Source organism: Hymenobacter sp. GOD-10R (genome assembly GCF_035609205.1).
Lineage (GTDB): Bacteria > Bacteroidota > Bacteroidia > Cytophagales > Hymenobacteraceae > Hymenobacter.
On record NZ_CP141184.1, the window covers coordinates 3,137,843 to 3,156,221 of the forward strand.

At 57.7% G+C, this 18,379-nt stretch carries 10 protein-coding genes; 6 read left to right on the forward strand and 4 right to left on the reverse strand.

Annotation, left to right across the window (positions count from 1 at the left end; translation table 11 throughout):
* The first annotated feature begins 67 nt into the window (after positions 1-67).
* From SD425_RS12590 to SD425_RS12615, 6 genes are all read left to right on the forward strand, one after another.
* On the forward strand, positions 68-2,488 hold the full coding sequence (locus tag SD425_RS12590) for an alpha-xylosidase (RefSeq protein WP_324679074.1): 2,421 nt from the start codon (positions 68-70) through the stop codon (positions 2,486-2,488).
* A 138-nt stretch (positions 2,489-2,626) separates the two neighbouring features.
* Positions 2,627-4,150, forward strand: coding sequence for a GH39 family glycosyl hydrolase (locus SD425_RS12595; protein WP_324679076.1), 1,524 nt, complete (start codon positions 2,627-2,629; stop codon positions 4,148-4,150).
* Positions 4,151-4,421: 271 nt separating this feature from the next.
* Positions 4,422-6,959, forward strand: coding sequence for a T9SS type A sorting domain-containing protein (locus tag SD425_RS12600; protein ID WP_324679078.1), 2,538 nt, complete (start codon positions 4,422-4,424; stop codon positions 6,957-6,959).
* A gap of 428 nt (positions 6,960-7,387) precedes the next feature.
* Entirely contained in the window at positions 7,388-8,932 is a 1,545-nt protein-coding gene (locus SD425_RS12605) for a sensor histidine kinase (RefSeq protein WP_324679080.1), read from the forward strand.
* 104 nt (positions 8,933-9,036) lie between these two features.
* Entirely contained in the window at positions 9,037-10,587 is a 1,551-nt protein-coding gene (locus SD425_RS12610; protein ID WP_324679082.1) for a serine hydrolase, read from the forward strand.
* 23 nt (positions 10,588-10,610) lie between these two features.
* Positions 10,611-11,300 (forward strand): LytTR family DNA-binding domain-containing protein, encoded by a 690-nt coding sequence (locus tag SD425_RS12615; protein WP_324679084.1) that lies wholly within the window; start codon positions 10,611-10,613, stop codon positions 11,298-11,300.
* A 389-nt stretch (positions 11,301-11,689) separates the two neighbouring features.
* Here SD425_RS12615 and SD425_RS12620 read toward each other — a convergent pair whose 3' ends face one another.
* From SD425_RS12620 to SD425_RS12635, 4 genes are all read right to left on the reverse strand, one after another.
* Entirely contained in the window at positions 11,690-12,880 is a 1,191-nt protein-coding gene (locus SD425_RS12620) for a glycoside hydrolase family 88 protein (RefSeq protein WP_324679086.1), read from the reverse strand.
* 82 nt (positions 12,881-12,962) lie between these two features.
* Positions 12,963-14,873, reverse strand: coding sequence for a heparinase II/III domain-containing protein (locus tag SD425_RS12625; RefSeq protein WP_324679088.1), 1,911 nt, complete (start codon positions 14,871-14,873; stop codon positions 12,963-12,965).
* 13 nt (positions 14,874-14,886) lie between these two features.
* Complete coding sequence (locus tag SD425_RS12630) at positions 14,887-16,845, reverse strand: heparinase II/III domain-containing protein (protein WP_324679090.1); 1,959 nt, start codon at positions 16,843-16,845, stop codon at positions 14,887-14,889.
* 77 nt (positions 16,846-16,922) lie between these two features.
* Positions 16,923-18,362: a RagB/SusD family nutrient uptake outer membrane protein gene (locus tag SD425_RS12635; protein ID WP_324679092.1), complete on the reverse strand. Its 1,440-nt coding sequence runs from the start codon at positions 18,360-18,362 to the stop codon at positions 16,923-16,925.
* Positions 18,363-18,379: the final 17 nt, after the last annotated feature.

The window sequence follows — 18,379 nt, forward strand, 5'->3', positions numbered from 1 at the left end:
TGACACGAGAGGCAATTCTTACTGATCCTTTCTCAACTCCTCAACTACCCAACCTAGCCCCAACCCTATGAAACAAAACCACTACCGGATTACGCTGGCGCTGCTGGGGGCCGGGTTGCTGCTGAGTGGCCGCGCCCAGGCGCAGTTGCAGGACATGAAGCTGCTGAACGCGCCCATCGACATCAGTCCCGATTTTCGCAGCTTCACCAATACGTACTACCTCGCCGACAGCCTCGCCAAATTTGACCCTGCTACCGGGCGCGGCGAGCTGAAATACCGGCGCTATAACTACTATACCCGGCAGGCTTTCAACAACATGCTGGGCGTGCTGCGCCCCGCAGCAGCCAATGAGTTTCCGACTACCGAGTACGCGGTGGCACCTAGCTTGCCCTTTTCGGTAGAGTTTGTGTCGGGGCGCACCGTGCGGATCCGGGCCACGTCGGGGCCGCAGGTGAAGCCGAACGAGGCCTCGCTGATGCTAGTGGGCGGGCAGGCGCCGGTAGATACGAAGTCGTGGAAGTACCAGAAAGTAGCGGGCGGCCACCAATATACCAGCGCCGCCGGCTCGGTCACGATTCGGGAGTATCCGTGGCACGTCGAGATTCGCGATGCACAGGGTAAGCTGCTCACCCAAACGATTCACCACCAGGACAATGCTGAGGCCTCGTACACGCCGGTCGTGCCGTTTTCGTTTGTGCGGCGGGCCGAAGACTACTCGCGCAGCATGTCGGTGGCGTGGTCCTTGGCGCCAGATGAGAAGATCTTCGGCTGCGGTGAGTCGTTCACGCAGTTCAACAAGCGCGGGCAGAAGGTGGTGCTGTGGGCCGACGACGCCAACGGTGTACAGAACGAGACCATGTACAAGCCCATTCCGTTCTTCATGAGCAGCCGCGGCTACGGCATGTTCATGCACACGTCCTCGCCCATTACCTGCGATTTTGGCAAGTACTTCAACGCCGTCAATTCCTTGCTGATCGGCGACGATGCGTTGGACTTGTTCGTGTTCGTGGGCGAGCCCAAAGACATTCTGAACGAATACACTACCCTGACAGGCAAGGCTGTGATGCCGCCGTTGTGGTCATTTGGGTTCTGGCAGAGCCGCATCACCTACTTCTCCGAAAAAGATGGCCGCGACGTGGCTGCCAAGCTGCGCGAAAACAAGATTCCGGCCGACGTTATTCACTTCGACACCGGCTGGTTTACTACCGACTGGCGCACCGACTACCAGTTTGCGCCCGCCCGCTTCACCGACCCCAAGAAGATGCTAACCGACCTGAAAAAGGACGGTTTCCATGTGTCGCTGTGGCAACTGCCCTACTTCACGCCCCAAAACAAGCTCTTCCCCGAGCTAGTGGAGAAAGGCTTAGTGGTGAAGGACGCCAAAGGCAACCTTCCCTACGAAGATGCCACGCTGGACTTCTCTAACCCGCAGACCGTGAGTTGGTATCAGGATAAGATTGCCAGTTTGCTGAAGCTAGGGGTGGGCGCTATCAAGGTCGATTTTGGGGAAGCCGCGCCGGCCGTGGGCCTTTACCACTCCGGTAAAACCGGCTTCTACGAGCACAATCTGTACCCGCTGCGCTACAATAAAGCCGTGGCCGACGTGACCAAGAAAGTGAACGGCGAAACCATCATTTGGGCGCGCAGCACCTGGGCCGGCAGCCAGCGCTACCCCCTGCACTGGGGCGGCGACGCCGAAAACACCGACGATGCTATGGCCGCCGAGTTGCGCGGGGGCTTGTCACTAGGGTTGTCGGGCTTTTCATTCTGGAGCCATGACATCGGCGGCTTCGTGGTGAAAACGCCTGAAAACTTGTACAAGCGCTGGGCCGCCTTCGGTATGCTGACCTCGCACACCCGCAGCCACGGCGCGCCGCCCAAAGAGCCGTGGGAGTTCAGCGCACAGTTCCTGAAAGACTTCCGCCTAGCCGATGAAATGCGTTATAAGCTCATGCCCTACATCTATGCCCAAGCCAAGCACAGCACCGAAAACGGTTTGCCCATGGTGCGGGCGCTGTTCGTGGAGTTTCCGCAGGATGCTGGTTCTTGGCTCGTTGACAATGAGTACATGTTTGGCGCCGACATGCTGGTAGCACCTATGTTTGAGTCGGCGCCCGAGCGGAACGTGTATCTGCCCGCTGGCAAGTGGATAGACTACCAAACCGGGGAGGTGTACGGCGCGGGCTGGCACCGCCTCAAGCCGGGACCCGTGGAAGCAGTGGTGCTGGTGCGCGATGGAGCCGTCATTCCCCACATCAAGCTAGCCCAATCCACGATGCAGATGGACTGGAAGAACCTGCAACTAGTTGGCTACTACGCTGATAACCAAGCGCTGAAAGGCTACGTGTGCTTGCCGGCTGATAACGTGCTGCGCGAAGTAAGCCTAGCCAAGCAAGGCAACGGCCTACAGCTCACCAGCGACCCGCTAAAAGGGAAGGTAACGTGGAAAGTGGAGTCGAATACGGAGTACGCCAAAGCCGCTCAGTAGCGCTACCTAGATGCCTACTTGCTGTATCAACCTAGGGTCGGCATGCTGAGTTAATTCGGCCGTTTTTCTATCACCTAGTTAAAGAATGTGCAAATGTTTATCAAAACAGTAGTCACGCTTATTCTTAGCGGCGTTCTGATGCTGCCGTTACCCAGCTGGGCCCAGCAGCGCGTTATTGAGGTGAATGCGAAGGCCATCAAAGGCAAACTCAACTCGACCTTTAACGTGTGCGTCGGGGCAGGTCGCGCGAACGAAGGGTTGCGCGCCGATTGGCAGCAACAACTAGCTGAAATTAAGCACGATGCTGGTTTTCGCTACATTCGGATGCATGGATTGCTGACCGACGACATGGGCGTCTATCGCATAGATGCGCAAGGGAAGGAGCACTACAACTTCCAGTACATCGATGCGCTGTACGACTATTTGCTCAGCATTCATGTCAAGCCTTTCGTCGAGCTAGGATTTATGCCTTCGGCAATGGCGAGTGGTAGTCAAACCCTCTTCTGGTGGCGCGGCAATGTGACCCCGCCGCGCAGCTACGAGCAGTGGGGAAATTTAATTAAAGCGTTGACCGAGCATTTCACGGTCCGCTACGGGGCCGCAGAGGTGGCAAGTTGGTACTTTGAAGTCTGGAACGAGCCAAATCTGCATGACTTCTGGAACGGCTCGCAGGCCGATTACTTCAAGCTATACCGCTACGCTGCCACTGCCATCAAAAGCGTCGACGGGCGGTACAAAGTGGGCGGCCCGGCCACGGCGGGGGCCGACTGGGTTCCGGAGATGATTGCCTTCTGCACCCAAAACCAGCTGCCCCTGGACTTTATCAGCACGCATACCTACGGGGTCAATCAGGGCTTCCTTGATGAGTTTGGGTCCAAGGGCACCGTGCTTAGCAAGGATGCGCAGGCAATTAACGCGGATGTGCAGAAGAGTCGCGTCCAAATTCAGCAGTCGGTCCTGCCAAAGCTAGAGTTGCACTATACCGAATGGAGCTCTTCCTACACGCCCGCCGACCCGGTCCACGATAGCTACCACCAAGCAGCTTACATTCTGCAAAAGCTCAAGCAGGTGGGCAGCACCGCGCAATCGATGTCCTACTGGACGTTTTCCGACATTTTTGAAGAAGCTGGTCCGCGCTTCGAAGCGTTTCACGGCGGCTTTGGGCTGATGAACACTCAGGGCATTAAAAAGCCAGCCTATTTTGCCTACCAGTTTTTAAACGAATTGTCCTCCAAGGAACTCCAGGATAATGATGCTCAGTCGCTGGCTACAACCGATGACAAGGGCAACGTGCAACTGCTCCTCTGGGATTACACCCGTACGCTCCCAGACAGCATCAACAATCAGCAATACTTTATCAAGGACCTTCCCGCCAAAAGCAAGGGGGAAGTATTGGTGCAGGTAAGTGGCCTACGAAAGGGCTCCTATACAGTGAGCATCTCGCAGGTCGGCTACAAGCGCAACGATGCCTACACTTCCTACATCAAAATGGGTCGCCCAGACCAACTGAGCAAGGCGCAAGTGACCTTACTCAAGTCGCAGGCTACGGGCAAGCCCCAAGAAAAACGGCAAATCCTGGTCAACGCCGACGGACGGCTACGCATGCATTTGCCACTGCGCGAGAATGACGTGTATCTACTCAAGCTTCAGGCCGCCTTGTAGGGTCAGGAAAAAGCAAGTGCTTTAGCTAGGGTGGGGGTGTTGCAAAACAGTCGAAGGTATTGCTGAGCACTGGCAGCCAAACCGACGAAGTCGTGCAGCTAGTCACATACAAGACGAATATTTTCTGATTCACAACTAGTTATTGCTGTGCCTAGCTGCCCCATTAGCTGCTAGGTGTTGGTGAGCATTTCTCCTGTGATATTCCCCAAGCAGCATACTGCTGCAAGAATTTACTATTCCGTTTATCCATCCATTCTTTTCAATCCCATCCATGAAAACCGTTGAATTATTCGTAGTGCGCGCCGCGCTGGTACTGAGTGCCGGATTTGCGCCGAGTCTGAGCCAAGCGCAGACCACGGTGCCCTACACGTGGAAAAATGTAAATATTCAAGGCGGCGGCTTTGTCTCCGGCATCATCTACAGCCCGGCCCAGCAGGACCTGCTCTATGCCCGCACTGACGTGGGCGGGGCCTACCGCTGGGAGGCTTCCAACCGCACCTGGGTGCCGATTACCGACTTTATCTCGCGCGATGATTCCAACTACCAAGGCATCCGCAGCATCGCGCCTGACCCTTCCGACCCAAACCGCGTGTACCTAGCCGCCGGCACCTACACGCAGTCGTGGGCGGGTACGGCGGCAATTCTGGCTTCCAACGACAAGGGCGCGACCTGGACGCAATCCAACCTAACGATCAAGCTAGGGGGCAACGAAAACGGCCGCGGCGCGGGCGAGCCCCTGCAAGTAGATCCCAACCTAGGCACCACCCTCTACCTAGGTTCCAGCACCGATGGCCTGTGGCGGAGTACCGACCGGGCCGTTACGTGGAGCAAGGTGACGAGCTTTCCGGTGGCCTCTACGCCGGTAGGGACCAACGGCATTAGCTTCGTGCTGTTTGACAAGAGCAGCAGCTCGGCGGGCACGGCCACCCAAACGATATATGTAGGCGTAATGCGCATTGGCGCCGAGAACCTCTACAAGAGCACCGATGGCGGCACAACTTGGGCCGCTGTTGCCGGCGCTCCGACCGCGCTCATGGCCCACCATGCTGCCCTCGACGCCGCAGGCACGCTTTACCTAGCTTACGCCAATGGCCCCGGCCCAAACGACGTAACCGCCGGCGATGTGATGAAGTACGTGCCCACTACCGGCGTCTGGACCAGCATCAAGCCCACGCTTGCCGCGAATCAAACCCAAGGCGGCTACGGCGGTATATCGCTCGATTTGCAGAAGCCGGGGACTATCCTGGTGAGTACGATCGACCGGTGGGGACCTGGGGATGACATCTTCCGCACCACCGACGGGGGCACTACCTGGAAGCCCATTATCAACTGGCGCACTACGGCTAAGGCGAACCTAGATCATTCCCTCTCTCCTTCAAATGCCACGTCGGACCCGCACTGGATTGCCGACGTAGATGTGGATCCTTTTCGTTCCGATAATGCGTGGTTTGTAACTGGTTACGGCGCGTTTTCGAGCCGCAATGTAACGGCCGCTGACCAGCCCACGCCGACGAACGTAAATTGGAAGTTCGACAATCAGGGTTTGGAAGAGCTAGTACCGCTAGGCCTAATTTGCCCGCCCACTGGCGCTCCGCTCATCAGTGTAGTGGGGGACATTGACGGCTATCGGCACCCCAACCCAGACGTGGTACCTACCAGCCGCCTAACGCCGCAATACGGTTCTAACTTAGCCATCGACTTTGCTGAGCTGCAACCTAGCTTTATCGTGCGCACGCACACCAGTGCCACTGGCAAATACGGCGCGTATTCCACGGATGCGGGCGCGACGTTTACCCCTTTTGCCACCTTCCCAACGGGGGCTGGCTCGGGCGGCGCCGTGGCCGTGTCGGCTGATGGCAGCCGCATCGTGTGGGAGCCCAGTCCCGCCGGAGGACAGAAAACCGGCGTGTACTACTCCACCGACCGGGGTACTACTTGGACGGCCTCTACTGGCATCACGGCGAGCAGCGTCGGCAGCAGCCTGCGCCCGGTCGCCGATCGGGTTAACCCGCTGAAATTCTACGTATATGACTCCATGAATGGGCGGGTGCTAGTCAGTACCGATGGCGCCGCTACATTCACCCTTGCTGCTACCGGCTTCATCAATACGCCCGATTACATTGTGGGCGACGCATCGATCGGTGCAGTGTTCGGCAAAGAAGGCGAGCTGTGGTTAACGTGCCCCGGCGCGTACCGCAACGACCCCAATGCTGGCTTCTACCACTCAACCAATTCCGGGGCTTCCTTCCAGCGGGTAGCTAGCGCCACGGCCGCCGTGGCCGTTGGCTTTGGTAAGCCTGCTACCACGGCCGGTTATCCTGCCGTTTACATAGTGGGGTCCGTGAACAGGACGTATGGCTTCTACCGCTCCGATGATGCTGGTGCCACCTGGAAGCGCATCAACGACCAGCAGCACCAATACGGCTTCGTGGGCATCATCGCCGGCGACCGGCAGACCTACGGCCGCGTGTATCTTGCCACAGGCGGCCGCGGCATTGTGTATGGCAGCGACCCGAGCGTGACTCTTGCCACTCAAAGCCAGGCAGTAGCTTCGGGCCACCAGATTAACGTGTACCCAAATCCGACTAGCGGTGAGTTTATCCAAGTAGCGCTTAGTAGTTTCAAAACTAACACGATGCTAGCATTGAAGGTGCTGACGCTGACAGGGAAAACCGTTTACAAAGGGTCGGTGGCTGCTCCGGCGGCCACTGGTAGCTTGCGCATTCCGCAGCGCTTGAAGGCCGGCGTGTACCTGTTGCAAGCCGCCGACCAAACGTCTACCATCACGACCCGGTTTGTGGTGCAGTAAGTTGCCGCTGCCTGGTATGTCTTGGCTGAGAATAGGTTAACTGTTTTTAGTAGAAAAAATGGTCAACCTATTCTCAGATCAGACAAACGGTCACTTTTTAAGATGGCACAAACCCTCGTGTGCCTGAATACCTGCAAGCTTATCCCGCTCGTAAATGAAAGTTGTCTTGGGCTAGGTTGTGAAGCAATACCATCTCCGTAACGGTCCCACGGCGGGGCGTTGCTGGTATATGCGCGGCGTGTCGTTGACGCTATCTTTTGCAGCCAACCCTGGTGCGTACCGCTTACCCCAGATGCGATGCCCGGTCATTCGTCCTAAGTAACTACGTGCCATGGGGTGTTCACCCCTTTTTTCGGCTGGCTCACCCCATTTTTGCCCAGGGCGTTACCTGCCTACCTAGCTTTAGCTCTCCCTTCAACGAGCAAGCTATGTCCCCTTCCCGTACCACTACTTGGTTAGAAGCCGGGGTTGCCCTCGCTGCTATCACCCTCTACGTGACCGCCTATTTGCTGCGCGAAGCTGCCGCCACCCACGCGTTGTGGCGGCAGGCTGCGAGCGTGGCACCAGCCGCCGCGCTCGAGCGGAGCATGGCCGTGTACCAGCAACCCACCCACACGCTGCTACCGGTGTTGGCCGGCGCCGGGTTGCTCTTGCTGGCTTGGGTAACCAGCCACTACCTCGCCTTGCCGCGCCTCACCAAGTCAGTGGGGGCTACTGGCACCCTGTACATGATGCTGAGCTTGCTGCTGCTGTTCGGCAGCGTGTGGGTGGCGCACTACTTCAAACTGTATTTGCGTTTGCAGTACAATCAGCTCGGAGCGATTACGGGCTTGAAAGTTTATTCACTCTACCGCTCCAAAACTCTATTCGCGGACTGGGTAGCAGCCGGTATTGGTTTAGGAGTCTACGAGTTGCTTGGCCAGCTTTTGCAGTACGTACGCCAGCGGCTGCCCCTGGCGACAGAAGCCGGGGTGCGCTATGCTTACCGGGGGTTAGTCATCGGCTTGGTGGTACTGGGCTTAACCCTGGCCTGGACGGTGCCGCTGCCGCCCACGCTCTGGGACCCCCAAACGGGGCCTTGGTTGCTGCTGGCTGGGCTAGGTTTACTGGTCATGGTGTTGCAGGCACTCGCGTATCCACTGCTCACGGCGTTGCGGATAGCAGGACTTTCTAGGCGCTGGGTATGGAGAATCGCCTGGTGGGGGAGCCTAGCCCTACTCGGCTCAACCGTGCTGTGGGTCGCCTATAGTTCGCGCTACCCGGTGGCGCTGCGGCCGCTGGCGGGCTTGTGGGGGCTGGTAATGCTGGTCTCGAGCCTAGTGGTGGTCGTACGCCAGGGGATAGCGCAGGAAACGACCTCGTTGCAGGCGCAAGCCTCGCACAGCCTCGCTGAGCTAGCCGGGCTGCGGGCCCAAATTAACCCGCATTTTCTCTTCAATGCGCTTAATAGTCTGTACGCTACTGCTTTGCAGGAAAGCAGCGATAAAACTGCTGAAGGGATCCAGCAGTTGGGCGAGATGATGCGCTTCTTACTCGAAGAAAATAACCGGGACCGTATTCTGCTCCAGCAGGAAGTACACTACCTGCGCCGCTACATCGGGCTCCAGCGGCTCCGACTAGACGAGACCCAGGGCCTCGACATCCGCATCAACCTGCAGGAACCTGAGCAGGAAGTATATCTAGCTCCGATGCTGCTGAGCCCATTCTTGGAAAATGCCTTTAACCATGGCATTAGCTTTCAGGCTCCTTCCTGGATTCATATTACGCTGACGCTGGATGCCACGCACCTGTATTTCAAGGTGCACAACTCGCTGCATCCGCGTGCCCCGCAGGCCGCGGCCGCCCCGACGCCGCAAGTGGGCCTGGAAAACGTGCGCAAGCGCTTAGCGCTCCTCTATCCCGGCCGCCATCAACTGGAAATCCAACAATCCCCGCAAGACTATTTCGTAGCTCTCACCCTGCTACTCTGGTAGCCTAGCTTGCCTGAAAACGAACCGCCTCTCGGACCTAGAAAATTCTGAGGCCTAGGTCGCAGTTGCCTAACCTCTTCATCTCCTCAACGTCAACTCACTGCACCATGCCCAAATACTATCTGCTTATTCTCATTCTGTTCGGTGGGCTGCTGGGCCCGCCGACCCAGGCCCAGCGCCGGGAAGTTCAGCTGGATTCCCTGTTTCAGCAGCTCGCCCGCGCAGGGCGTTTCAACGGGGGCGTGCTAGTGGCCGAGAAGGGGCGCATCCTCTACCAGCGCGCCTTTGGCTACGCCAATTTGCCCACGCGCACTCCGAATACGGTGACCTCTCGTTTTCAAGTGGCGTCCATCGCCAAGATTTTTACGTCCACGGCCGTATTGCAGCTGTGGGAGCAAGGCAAAATCAAGCTCGGCGACCCACTGGTGCATTATCTACCTAGCTTTCCGTACCCCTCCGTCACGCTGCGGCACTTGCTCACGCACACCTCCGGGCTGCCCGACTTGGAGCTGTATGACCCGCTGGTACGCCAGCATCCCGAGCATCTTGTCACCAACTCCGACATTATTCCGGCCCTGCGGGCCTGGCAGCCAGGGCTCTACTTTGCACCTGGCAAGAAGTGGCAGTATTGCAACACCAATTATATCCTGCTAGCGCTGCTCGTCGAAAAGGTGAGTCAGCAGCCGTTTGCGGCCTACCTGCGACGTCACATCTTCCGGCCCGCCCGCATGGCAGACACTTACCTACGTTCCCCCGCTAGCCCCGCCGATGCTCGCCTCGTGACCAACCACCTGCTGCCGACCATGTACAGCACCGTGCCGGAGCCGGTCGAAAACGTTCAGCTCAAGGATAGTGTCCGGCGCTGGCATCTGCGTTTCGAGAGCAGTGGTCTAACCGGGCTTTACGGGCCGGGTCAGGTCGTGAGCACCCTGCCAGACTTGCTCCGCTTCGACCAGGCCTTGTCCGGCGGCAAGCTCCTGCGCCCCCGCACCGTGGCGCTCGCCGCCACCCCGGCCAAGCTCAACGACAGCACCACGGTCATTGGCGGGAATACCGTCGATTTTGGCGGTCCTACCTCGTACGGCCTCGGTTGGGTAGTGCGCCCAGATCCGACAGGGGGCGACATTGTCGGCCACGATGGCTACAACCGGGGCATTGCCACGATGCTCTACCGCAACGTGCAGACGGGGCAGACCGTTATCCTGTACGATAACACTGAAGGCGAGCAGTTCCGCGAGAAGGTGGCGGCCATCATCGACGTGCTCCATCAACAGCCTGTGCGGCCGCTGCCTTACAGGAAATCCGCCGCTCGCTGGTACGGGGCAGCGCTGCTGCAAGAAGGCCCGAGCCCGGCTTTGATTGCGTTGAACACCATGCGGGCCGACACGGCGCACTACTATGTGGTCGAAGAAGAACTAAACAGCCTAGGGTATGCTCTATTGGCAAACGGCTACCTTTCCCAGTCGCTGGAAGCTTTTCGCCTAAATACCGTACTTTTCCCGACCAGCTTCAACGTGTACGATAGCTACGGGGATGCTTTTCGCCAGGCCAACCGCCGAAGCGAAGCCATTCTGATGTACCAGCGGGCGCTGGTGCTGAACCCCAACAGCGAAGGCAGCAAACGTTCGCTGCACCTGCTGCAAGCTCCTGCCCACTAAGTAAGTAGCCCCTTCTTGCCCCGATGCTCACCGCCCTAGCTATCGACGACGAACCGCAGGCCCTGCGCGTGGTGCAGCTGCTAGCCGCCAAGGTCCCCTTCCTGGAGTTGCGGGGCAGCTTCACAAATGCCTTCACGGCCCTCGCTTTCCTGCAAGCCCACCCCGTGGATGTGCTCTTCGTGGACATTCATATGCCCGACCTGACAGGCGTGGAGTTGGTGCAGGGGCTTTCCCGGGCACCCCTCATCATCTTCACCACGGCCTACTCCGACTACGCCGTACAGGGCTTTGAACTTGACGCCGTTGATTACCTGCTCAAGCCCTTTTCCCTGGCGCGGTTCACCAAAGCCTGTGCTCGGGCGCTGGAACGACAAACCGCGCGGGGTAGCGCCAGTAGCCCCAGCATTTTGGTAAAAACCGGCTACGAAGAGGAGCGATTACGGCTCCACGATATCCTGTACCTGGAAGCCGACGGCAACTACCTGACGTATGTGCTACCAACCCGGCGGGTACTCATGCGTCAAACCCCGGCTGACGCGTTGCGGCAGCTACCCGCGCCGTACTTCGTGCGGGTGCACCGCTCCTATATTGTGGCCGTGGAGAAGGTAGAAAAAATAGCGCGCCAAGAAGTGACTGTCGCGGGTACGGCTATCCCGATTGGGGCTTCTTACGAAAGCGCCGTACAGCTCCTGCGTGCCCGCTTCAGTCGATAATGGCGGCTTGTCTTGTATGGAAATAGGTTGGCAGTTTTCTAGCAAAAACTGTTGTTTCAGTGAACAGGATTCCCGAGAAATTGCTCTTGTTTCACATAAACACAGATTTTTGATACTCCTAAGATGAGGTGGGTTGTTCAGAAAAAGGAGGGTAAGACATGATTAATTGTGTATGATAAGAGCACGTCTTACTGATATAGAAGGTGTGACATTTCTCTCTCAAAGAGGGGATACTTCAAATAGTATCTGTGTCAGTGCCGTAATGATGAGCTAGGACGTGTGTAGCCCTTTTGGCAGCGCTTTGATTCAACGGTACTCGGCAACCCGCAACGCCCGTAGGTTTGTGCACATCTCGCAGGGCATATCTGATGTGAGCGGACCGGCTACGGCTACTTTTTGGCCAGCGCCTGATAGCGTAGTAAGCCTTCTAAGAAATAATAATCAGCATATACTAGTGGCACATCCACTTCCGATTTGGCCGGTTTGGAACCCACACTATGTTTGAGCAGGAAGTTGTTGTTTTCGCCCAACTTCGCTTTGTAAGCGGGTGAGGCTAGGCTCACGAGCATAGTTTCGGCGGCTTGGAAATATCGTTTCTGATCGGGCTTGCTGTACTGACTTAATTCGAGCAAGGCCGATGCCGCTACGGCTGCAGCGGAGGCATCGCGCTCCTCCTTGGGGATACCTGGCGCGTTGAAGTCCCAATACGGAATCTTATCAGCAGGTAGGTTGGGGTGATTAAGGTAAAAATCGGCGATATGGCGGGCTTGCGCTAGGTATTTGGGGTCTTTGGTTTCCCGGTACATCACAGTATAGCCATAAAGCCCCCAGGCTTGGCCGCGCGCCCAAGCCGAAGCGTCGGCTGCCCCCTGAGCCGTTTTCTTGGCAGCCACGCTGCCGTCGGGGTTGTAGCAAACTACGTGGAAGGAGCTGAAATCGGGGCGGAAATGGTTTTTGAGCGTGTTATCAGCGTGGGTGATAGCCAAGCGACGGAACGAAGGGTCGCCGGTGATTTTGCTGGCCCAGAACAATAACTCCAGGTTCATCATGTTGTCGATGATGACTGGGTAGTTGTACGTCTGGCCCGTGCCCCAGGCCTTGAATGTATCCCAGGACTTAATCACGCCCACCTTCGGATCAAACCTGGTTGACAGCGACTTGGCGCCTTGTACGAGTACGGCGGGGTAAGCAGAATTCTTGGTGAGCCGATAGCCATTGCCAAAGGGGCAGTACAGCATGAACCCTAGGTCGTGGGTGCGGGTGTTGTATTGCTCCTTGGCTACCGCTTGGGTCCAGCGCTCGGCGGCAGTTTTCCACTCGGGCGCTTTGGTGTGCTCGTAAAGGTACCAGAGCGAGCCCCCAAAAAAGCCGCTGCACCACCACGAAGAAGGCATGTCGCGGGGCGACCCATCGGGGTTGGTGGATTGCGGGAACTTGGTAGTGTCGGGGTGGGAGGCGAGCAGCCGCTGGTACTGCTGCGCGGCAAACGCCAGTTCCTGGTCTACGTTGATGGGTTTCTGCGCTGAGGCTTGCACAGCCAGCAGCAGACATGCAGCGGCCAGAAAGAGGTTTTTAAGCATATAGATGCAGGAGAATAGGTTCGGTGATCGGGCCTAGGCCGCAAAACGTTTCACTAGGATTAGCGTGCTCTGCCGCTGCCGGTTACTTGCCGGATGAGCTAACATCACGCTGCGGCCACTGGGCCAAAGATGTACTTTTTTGCTTAGCCTGCTTCTGGGCTTTTTCCGGAACGAGCAGCACGTTGAGGGCCGTTTTGGCGTTGGCGGGCAATTGCACCTCAAATCCCACCAACGTGGTTCCCGGATTAGGCACGTCATAGGCATGGGGCGGAGTTGTGGGCCACGTTTTCATGGTCACCTGGGCGGGTTCCTGCACCTGAAGAAAGAGCTTCTTGCCATCCTGGGTTAACTCGGCGGTGTTCTTGCCCGTGATTCGTACCGTGGCGGGCGTCACCATGGTCCAACGCACAGTTGTATTGGCCGGTAGCGTTTCTATTTCGTCCCGCACGACTACATAGCTCTTGTCCACGATGGCCACGCCCCTGACAGCTTTTGCTACGGCGCTTTTGTAAACGCCCGTTAGGTCGGTGGTGGCATTCATGAACATGGGCGTGTTGGAAGAGCCCGTGAGCGTGGCCGTACCGTTCACCCGTTGCAGACTGTCGTTGAAAGCTAGCGTGCTGTGGGCTAGATTGTTGTAGCGAAATACCTGCCAGCGCTGCGAATTTTGCTTCATATTCCACAGATCTACGCCTTTAGATTCCAGCGACTCGTACTCTTGCATGCCGAGGTCCATGGCCCAACGCACGCCGGCGGCTTCCATCACGAAGGAGCCGGCGTCCATGTGGGCGTGGCTCAGGCCCGGGCTGCCGCCTTTCAGGCCCACGTAAATGGCCGCCGGATCAGTCCAGGACGTGCGCATTAGCGCCACGGGGTTTTTACCTTGGCCTACCCACATGGTGGCCTTCGGCGGCGTGATGGTGTTCAGGCTCGTGGTGCCGCCCCAAACCATCGTGGCCGGCAGCAGCCGATTTTTGACGTACTCTTCGGCTGTGCCTTTCTCTAGCGTCTGGCGCTCCATCCACAGCAAAGAAGGGTCGCGCAGTGCACCAGCATACCAAAACATGGCAGAGGCAGGCTGCATTTCACTGATGACGCGCGAGTCGGAGTAGTTGAATCCCATGCCCGAAGGACCCGCCATATTTTCCAGGTATCCAGCCGTCTTTAAGAAGCCCGGCTGCGCGCTCAGGCCAAAGTCGCTGCCCAAGGACTTTTGCAATGCACTTATCAACAGCACATTAAATGTGGTGCCGTAGCCCCAGTAATTGTAGCCCTCGGGGTAGGCTCCATCGGGGCGGTAGTCGCCCATCGGCAGCTTAATGGTTTCAATGGCGCGGTTGACAATCTGCCGCGACAATTCCGGGTGGTCTTCGTAGGTGGCTAGCGCTCCGAAGCTGATGCCAGCATTGCAGACCTGATTCCAGTTGTTGGTGTTCCTGAGCCAACTGTTGTTCTGGGCGTCCAGCGAAGGCTCAATACCTTTCTTCAGAATGGCTTCCTTGATGGTAGCGCGCGCCGCTTGCGATAGGTCGTCGTAGAGCCAATCGTACCCAATGGCCATGCCCATGGTCATTTCGGCTACGTCCAGGAAGTGCGAGGAATTCCAGTCGCTGAAGGCGGCCACGGCTAGCAACTCCTGCTCGGCCCGTTTGCGGTATTTCTCCTGGTGGGTCAGGCGCCACGCGTAAGCTAGGTAGAACACCCGGCGCAGGCACTCGCGCGACTTGCCCAGCAGCCGCTTGCCCTCCTTGATGCGTTCTACAGGCGGCAGATTCAGCATAGCATCCGATTCGGTCAGGATAACCTGGTGCAGCTTGGCCCAGGTTTTATCCCCCGCGATGGTGCGCTTAATGCCTTCTTCTTCCCCTTTGAGCAGCAGCAAGCGCGGGTGAGCAGGCAACTTCACGTCGGCGCCCACGGGGGTGGTCTGGGCAGCGGCACTGAAGCTGGTAGCCCAGGAAATAGCCACGATGAGCAACGATTTGATTTTCATGGTAGATGGCGCGCTATTGCTTGGAAACTGTAAAAACCGACCGGCTGCTGGCTAAGGGCTTGGTCTGGGTGAGGAGCACGCGGCGGATCGGGCGGTTATCCCACTTCGCACCTAGGGTCGCGTCTTCGGGAGCAGTGAGCGGCACTACTTCGCTGCTGGCTTGCCACAGAGCGGGGTCGTAGTGTAAGGTTACCTTTTGGTTGTTAGTACTTTGGAAAACAACCTTGCCCGGCTCGGCCGTATTTACCGGGCACACCGTCATAAACACCTGTTGCAAAGAAGTGGGGGCAGCGCTCAGTACATAGTCGTCTTCAATGCGAACTGTTTCATCCTTGCGGTTCAGGGCTACGGTGCGGTGCCAGCGCTGAATGCCAGCCGAAGCGGGGTAGGCCTTGGCAATATCTAGGTCTAAGGTGCTGGCTTGCTTGGTGGCTGTTTCGCGTACGGCCCGCGCCTCGAATTCCCGGCCGTTCAGCTGACCTAGCCCATTGATGATGGGTAAGTTGTGGAACTGCGACGTATTAAACCAAATGTCGTAGCGCTTAGGAGAGAACGTCTTTGCGGTGTAGGTGCCGCGGCCCACGTCGATGATAACCGGCTGACCATCCACGTACACAATGAAGTCGCCTACGTCGTTGTGGTTGTGGCTTTCGGCGTTGTGACCACCGTGAGTGGCCACAAACAGGCCCTTCTGCGACCGGGCGTTCATTACCTGCACATCCGGAAACCACACCGTAGGGGCGCCCGCAAAGGAGCTAACCTTGCTGCTAGGTATCTGCTTAATGGTTAACAGGTCGTCTAATCTGCGCTGCCGGTTAAATTCCTGCCGGTATTGGCCGGTCGGGCTAGGCAGTGCGTCGGTGCCGAAGGTGCTGTAGGCCCAACGGCCAAACTGCATGAGCGTCGGATCTTGGAGGCGCTGCCCGAAGCGGTACAGCATCAAGCCATCGGGGCGCATGGTGGGGTCGGCGTCAGAGAAATCCACGAAGTACTGACCGGCGATGTGCATTTTGTACACGTAGGAAGCCATGTTACGAATCAGCGGCTCGCGGTACACATCGATTTTGCCGGCCGAAGCGCTGTGCAGTATCTCCAGCGCATCAAACACGCTGCCGCCGGCCACAAACCAATAGCTAGGTCCTTCATCGCAGCCGCCATCCTCGCCCAGACCGTTGAGGTACAGATCTAAGCCTTCTAGGGCTGCGCGCGTCATCTGGCTGCGGCGGGCTTCGTCTGGTTCGAGCAGCAGCGTCGCCACCAGCCAGTTCGACATGATCCAAGGATTCCAGTTGTTGACCTTCGTGCCTTTTTTCAGGTACTCGTAGCGGTCAGGCTGTGCCAGCAGCGGCTGGAAAAGGCGCAAGTTGGTTTCGTAGTAAATGCGTGGCCGCACCAACGGCGACACCTTCGCTAGCTGCTCGCCCACGAAGTAGTCGGTAAGAGCTAGGTCCGCTGCGGTTTCGGCGTCGAACAAGTCCACAATTCGGTCTTCCACATTGGGCAGGCCGCTGCCTCCTTTTTGCCCACCTAGGTGGGCAGATACGCCCCAAAAGCTCTCCTCACAGATCGACCACACGCCGTTCGCGATGGCATCGAGAAAGCGGCCTTGTCCTTCGACCGATTCTGCTAACACTAACGTCATGAGTTGGCTGCGCTTGCCAAACGATGCTTGTTCGTAGCGGCTTCGGTTGCCATTGCGCACAAAATCGAGCATGGTAGTGGCCGGAATGGCGGCAAAAGCTAGGCTCTGCGCTGCTTCGCCCGCCTGCACCACGCGGCGGCGCACCGAGTCGGGGAGGGCCTGCTGCCAAGCGGCGGGCGTGCGCGGGTACGGCACCCATTGCCCACGGGGCAGCAGCGCCGCCCGCACTGCCTCCACGGAGTAACGGCGGCTGAGGATATCACGCGGCGTCACCTGTGCATGAGCTAGGGTGGTGCTAACCAGTAAAACGAGCAGCAGTAACTTTTTCAAGTAGCTGATTTGTAGGTTGGTGGTAGGTTGACCTAGCACAAAGCCGCAGCATAGTGCGGCCCCGTAGCTCCTCTTTATCAATAACCAGGGTTTTGGGTCAGCTTGGGGTTGAGCTGAATCTCACGGGTTGGAATTGGAAACAAACGCCGTTCGGGCGCGGGGCTCAAGTTGGCGTTGACTGGGTCGAGGGCCGTGTACTTGGCTTTGAAGGCCTGCATTGTGGACACGTCCTTGCCCCAACGGATGAGGTCGTGCCAGCGATGCCCTTCGAAGCACAGCTCCACGCGGCGTTCTTGCTCGATGGCTAGTTGCGTATCGGCTTGCGAAAGGGCCGGTTTGGCAGCTAGCTTGGCCCGCGTCCGAATGCGGTTTACTTGCACCAGAGCGTCGGCGGTTTTGCCGTTGTTGTTAAGCGCTTCGGCGTACATGAGCAGCACATCGGCGTAGCGCAGCACGGGCCAGTCGTTTTCGCCTTCGTTTTGCTGGGTCACGGGGTAGATGAATTTGCGGGCCCAGTAGTAGGTTTCGGCTCCTACAAAAACGCCCAAGAAGGCATCTCGCCGCACGTCGCCGGGTTCGAAGGCATTGTATAGATCTAGGGTTCCAACGCTCGTGCTGTTGCCCGTGACGAACGTGATGCTCGTGCCCGACGGCTGCGGCACGAAGGTGTGCACGAAGGAGTTACCTTCCCCGAACCCAGAAGCTACGTACTGGACGGCAAACACAATTTCAGCATTGATGTCTTTGCCTAGCCCAAACACGTTGGTGACGTCGGGTAAAATCTGGTAGGTGCCTGCGTTAACCACTTGAGCTAGCTTGGCTTCGGCTTGCGGCCATTTCTTTTGCTGCAAATAGGCTTTGCCTAGCAGGGCTTGGGCGGCGCCTTTCGTAGCCCGCCCAATGTTGGCGCCGGTATACGTAGCCGGCAGCACCGCTTCGGCCTCGAGCAAATCTTTCTCTATCTGAGCGTACACCTCGGCCGCTGGCGTCCGGCCATATTGGTACGACTCCTGTTCGGTGGTGATTTCAGTGAGCACCAAAGGCACGTCGCCAAAGAAGCGCACCAGATTGAAGTACATCAGAGCCCGCAAAAACTTAGCTTCTCCGATGTACTGGTTTTTGGTCGCCTCGCTGGCAAAGGGAATCGGGTCAATGCGCCCTAGCACCGAGTTGGCGTTAGCCACGGTGCGGTAGCTATCGTTCCAAATACCCGAAATAGCCGTAGTAACGGGCGTCCACGTGAGCCTGTCGAAGGGACCTTGAGCTACTTCGCTTTCCCCGAAGGTGCGCGTATTATCCGAGGGCAGCTCGGTATACTGATAGTAGCCGTTATAGATGCCCCGCAAATTGCCGTAGGTGCCCGTGAGCGCCGTGCGAATGTCCCCTTCGGTTTTGTAGAAGCCAGAAACCGGTATGTTGTTGTCGGGCGTGAGGTCGACGAACTTCTTACAGCCGCTGACGACAAGCACCAGCATGAGTAGCAGACCAATAGGCAGAGAGGGAATATATCGTTTCATACAAGGTCAGTCGAAAG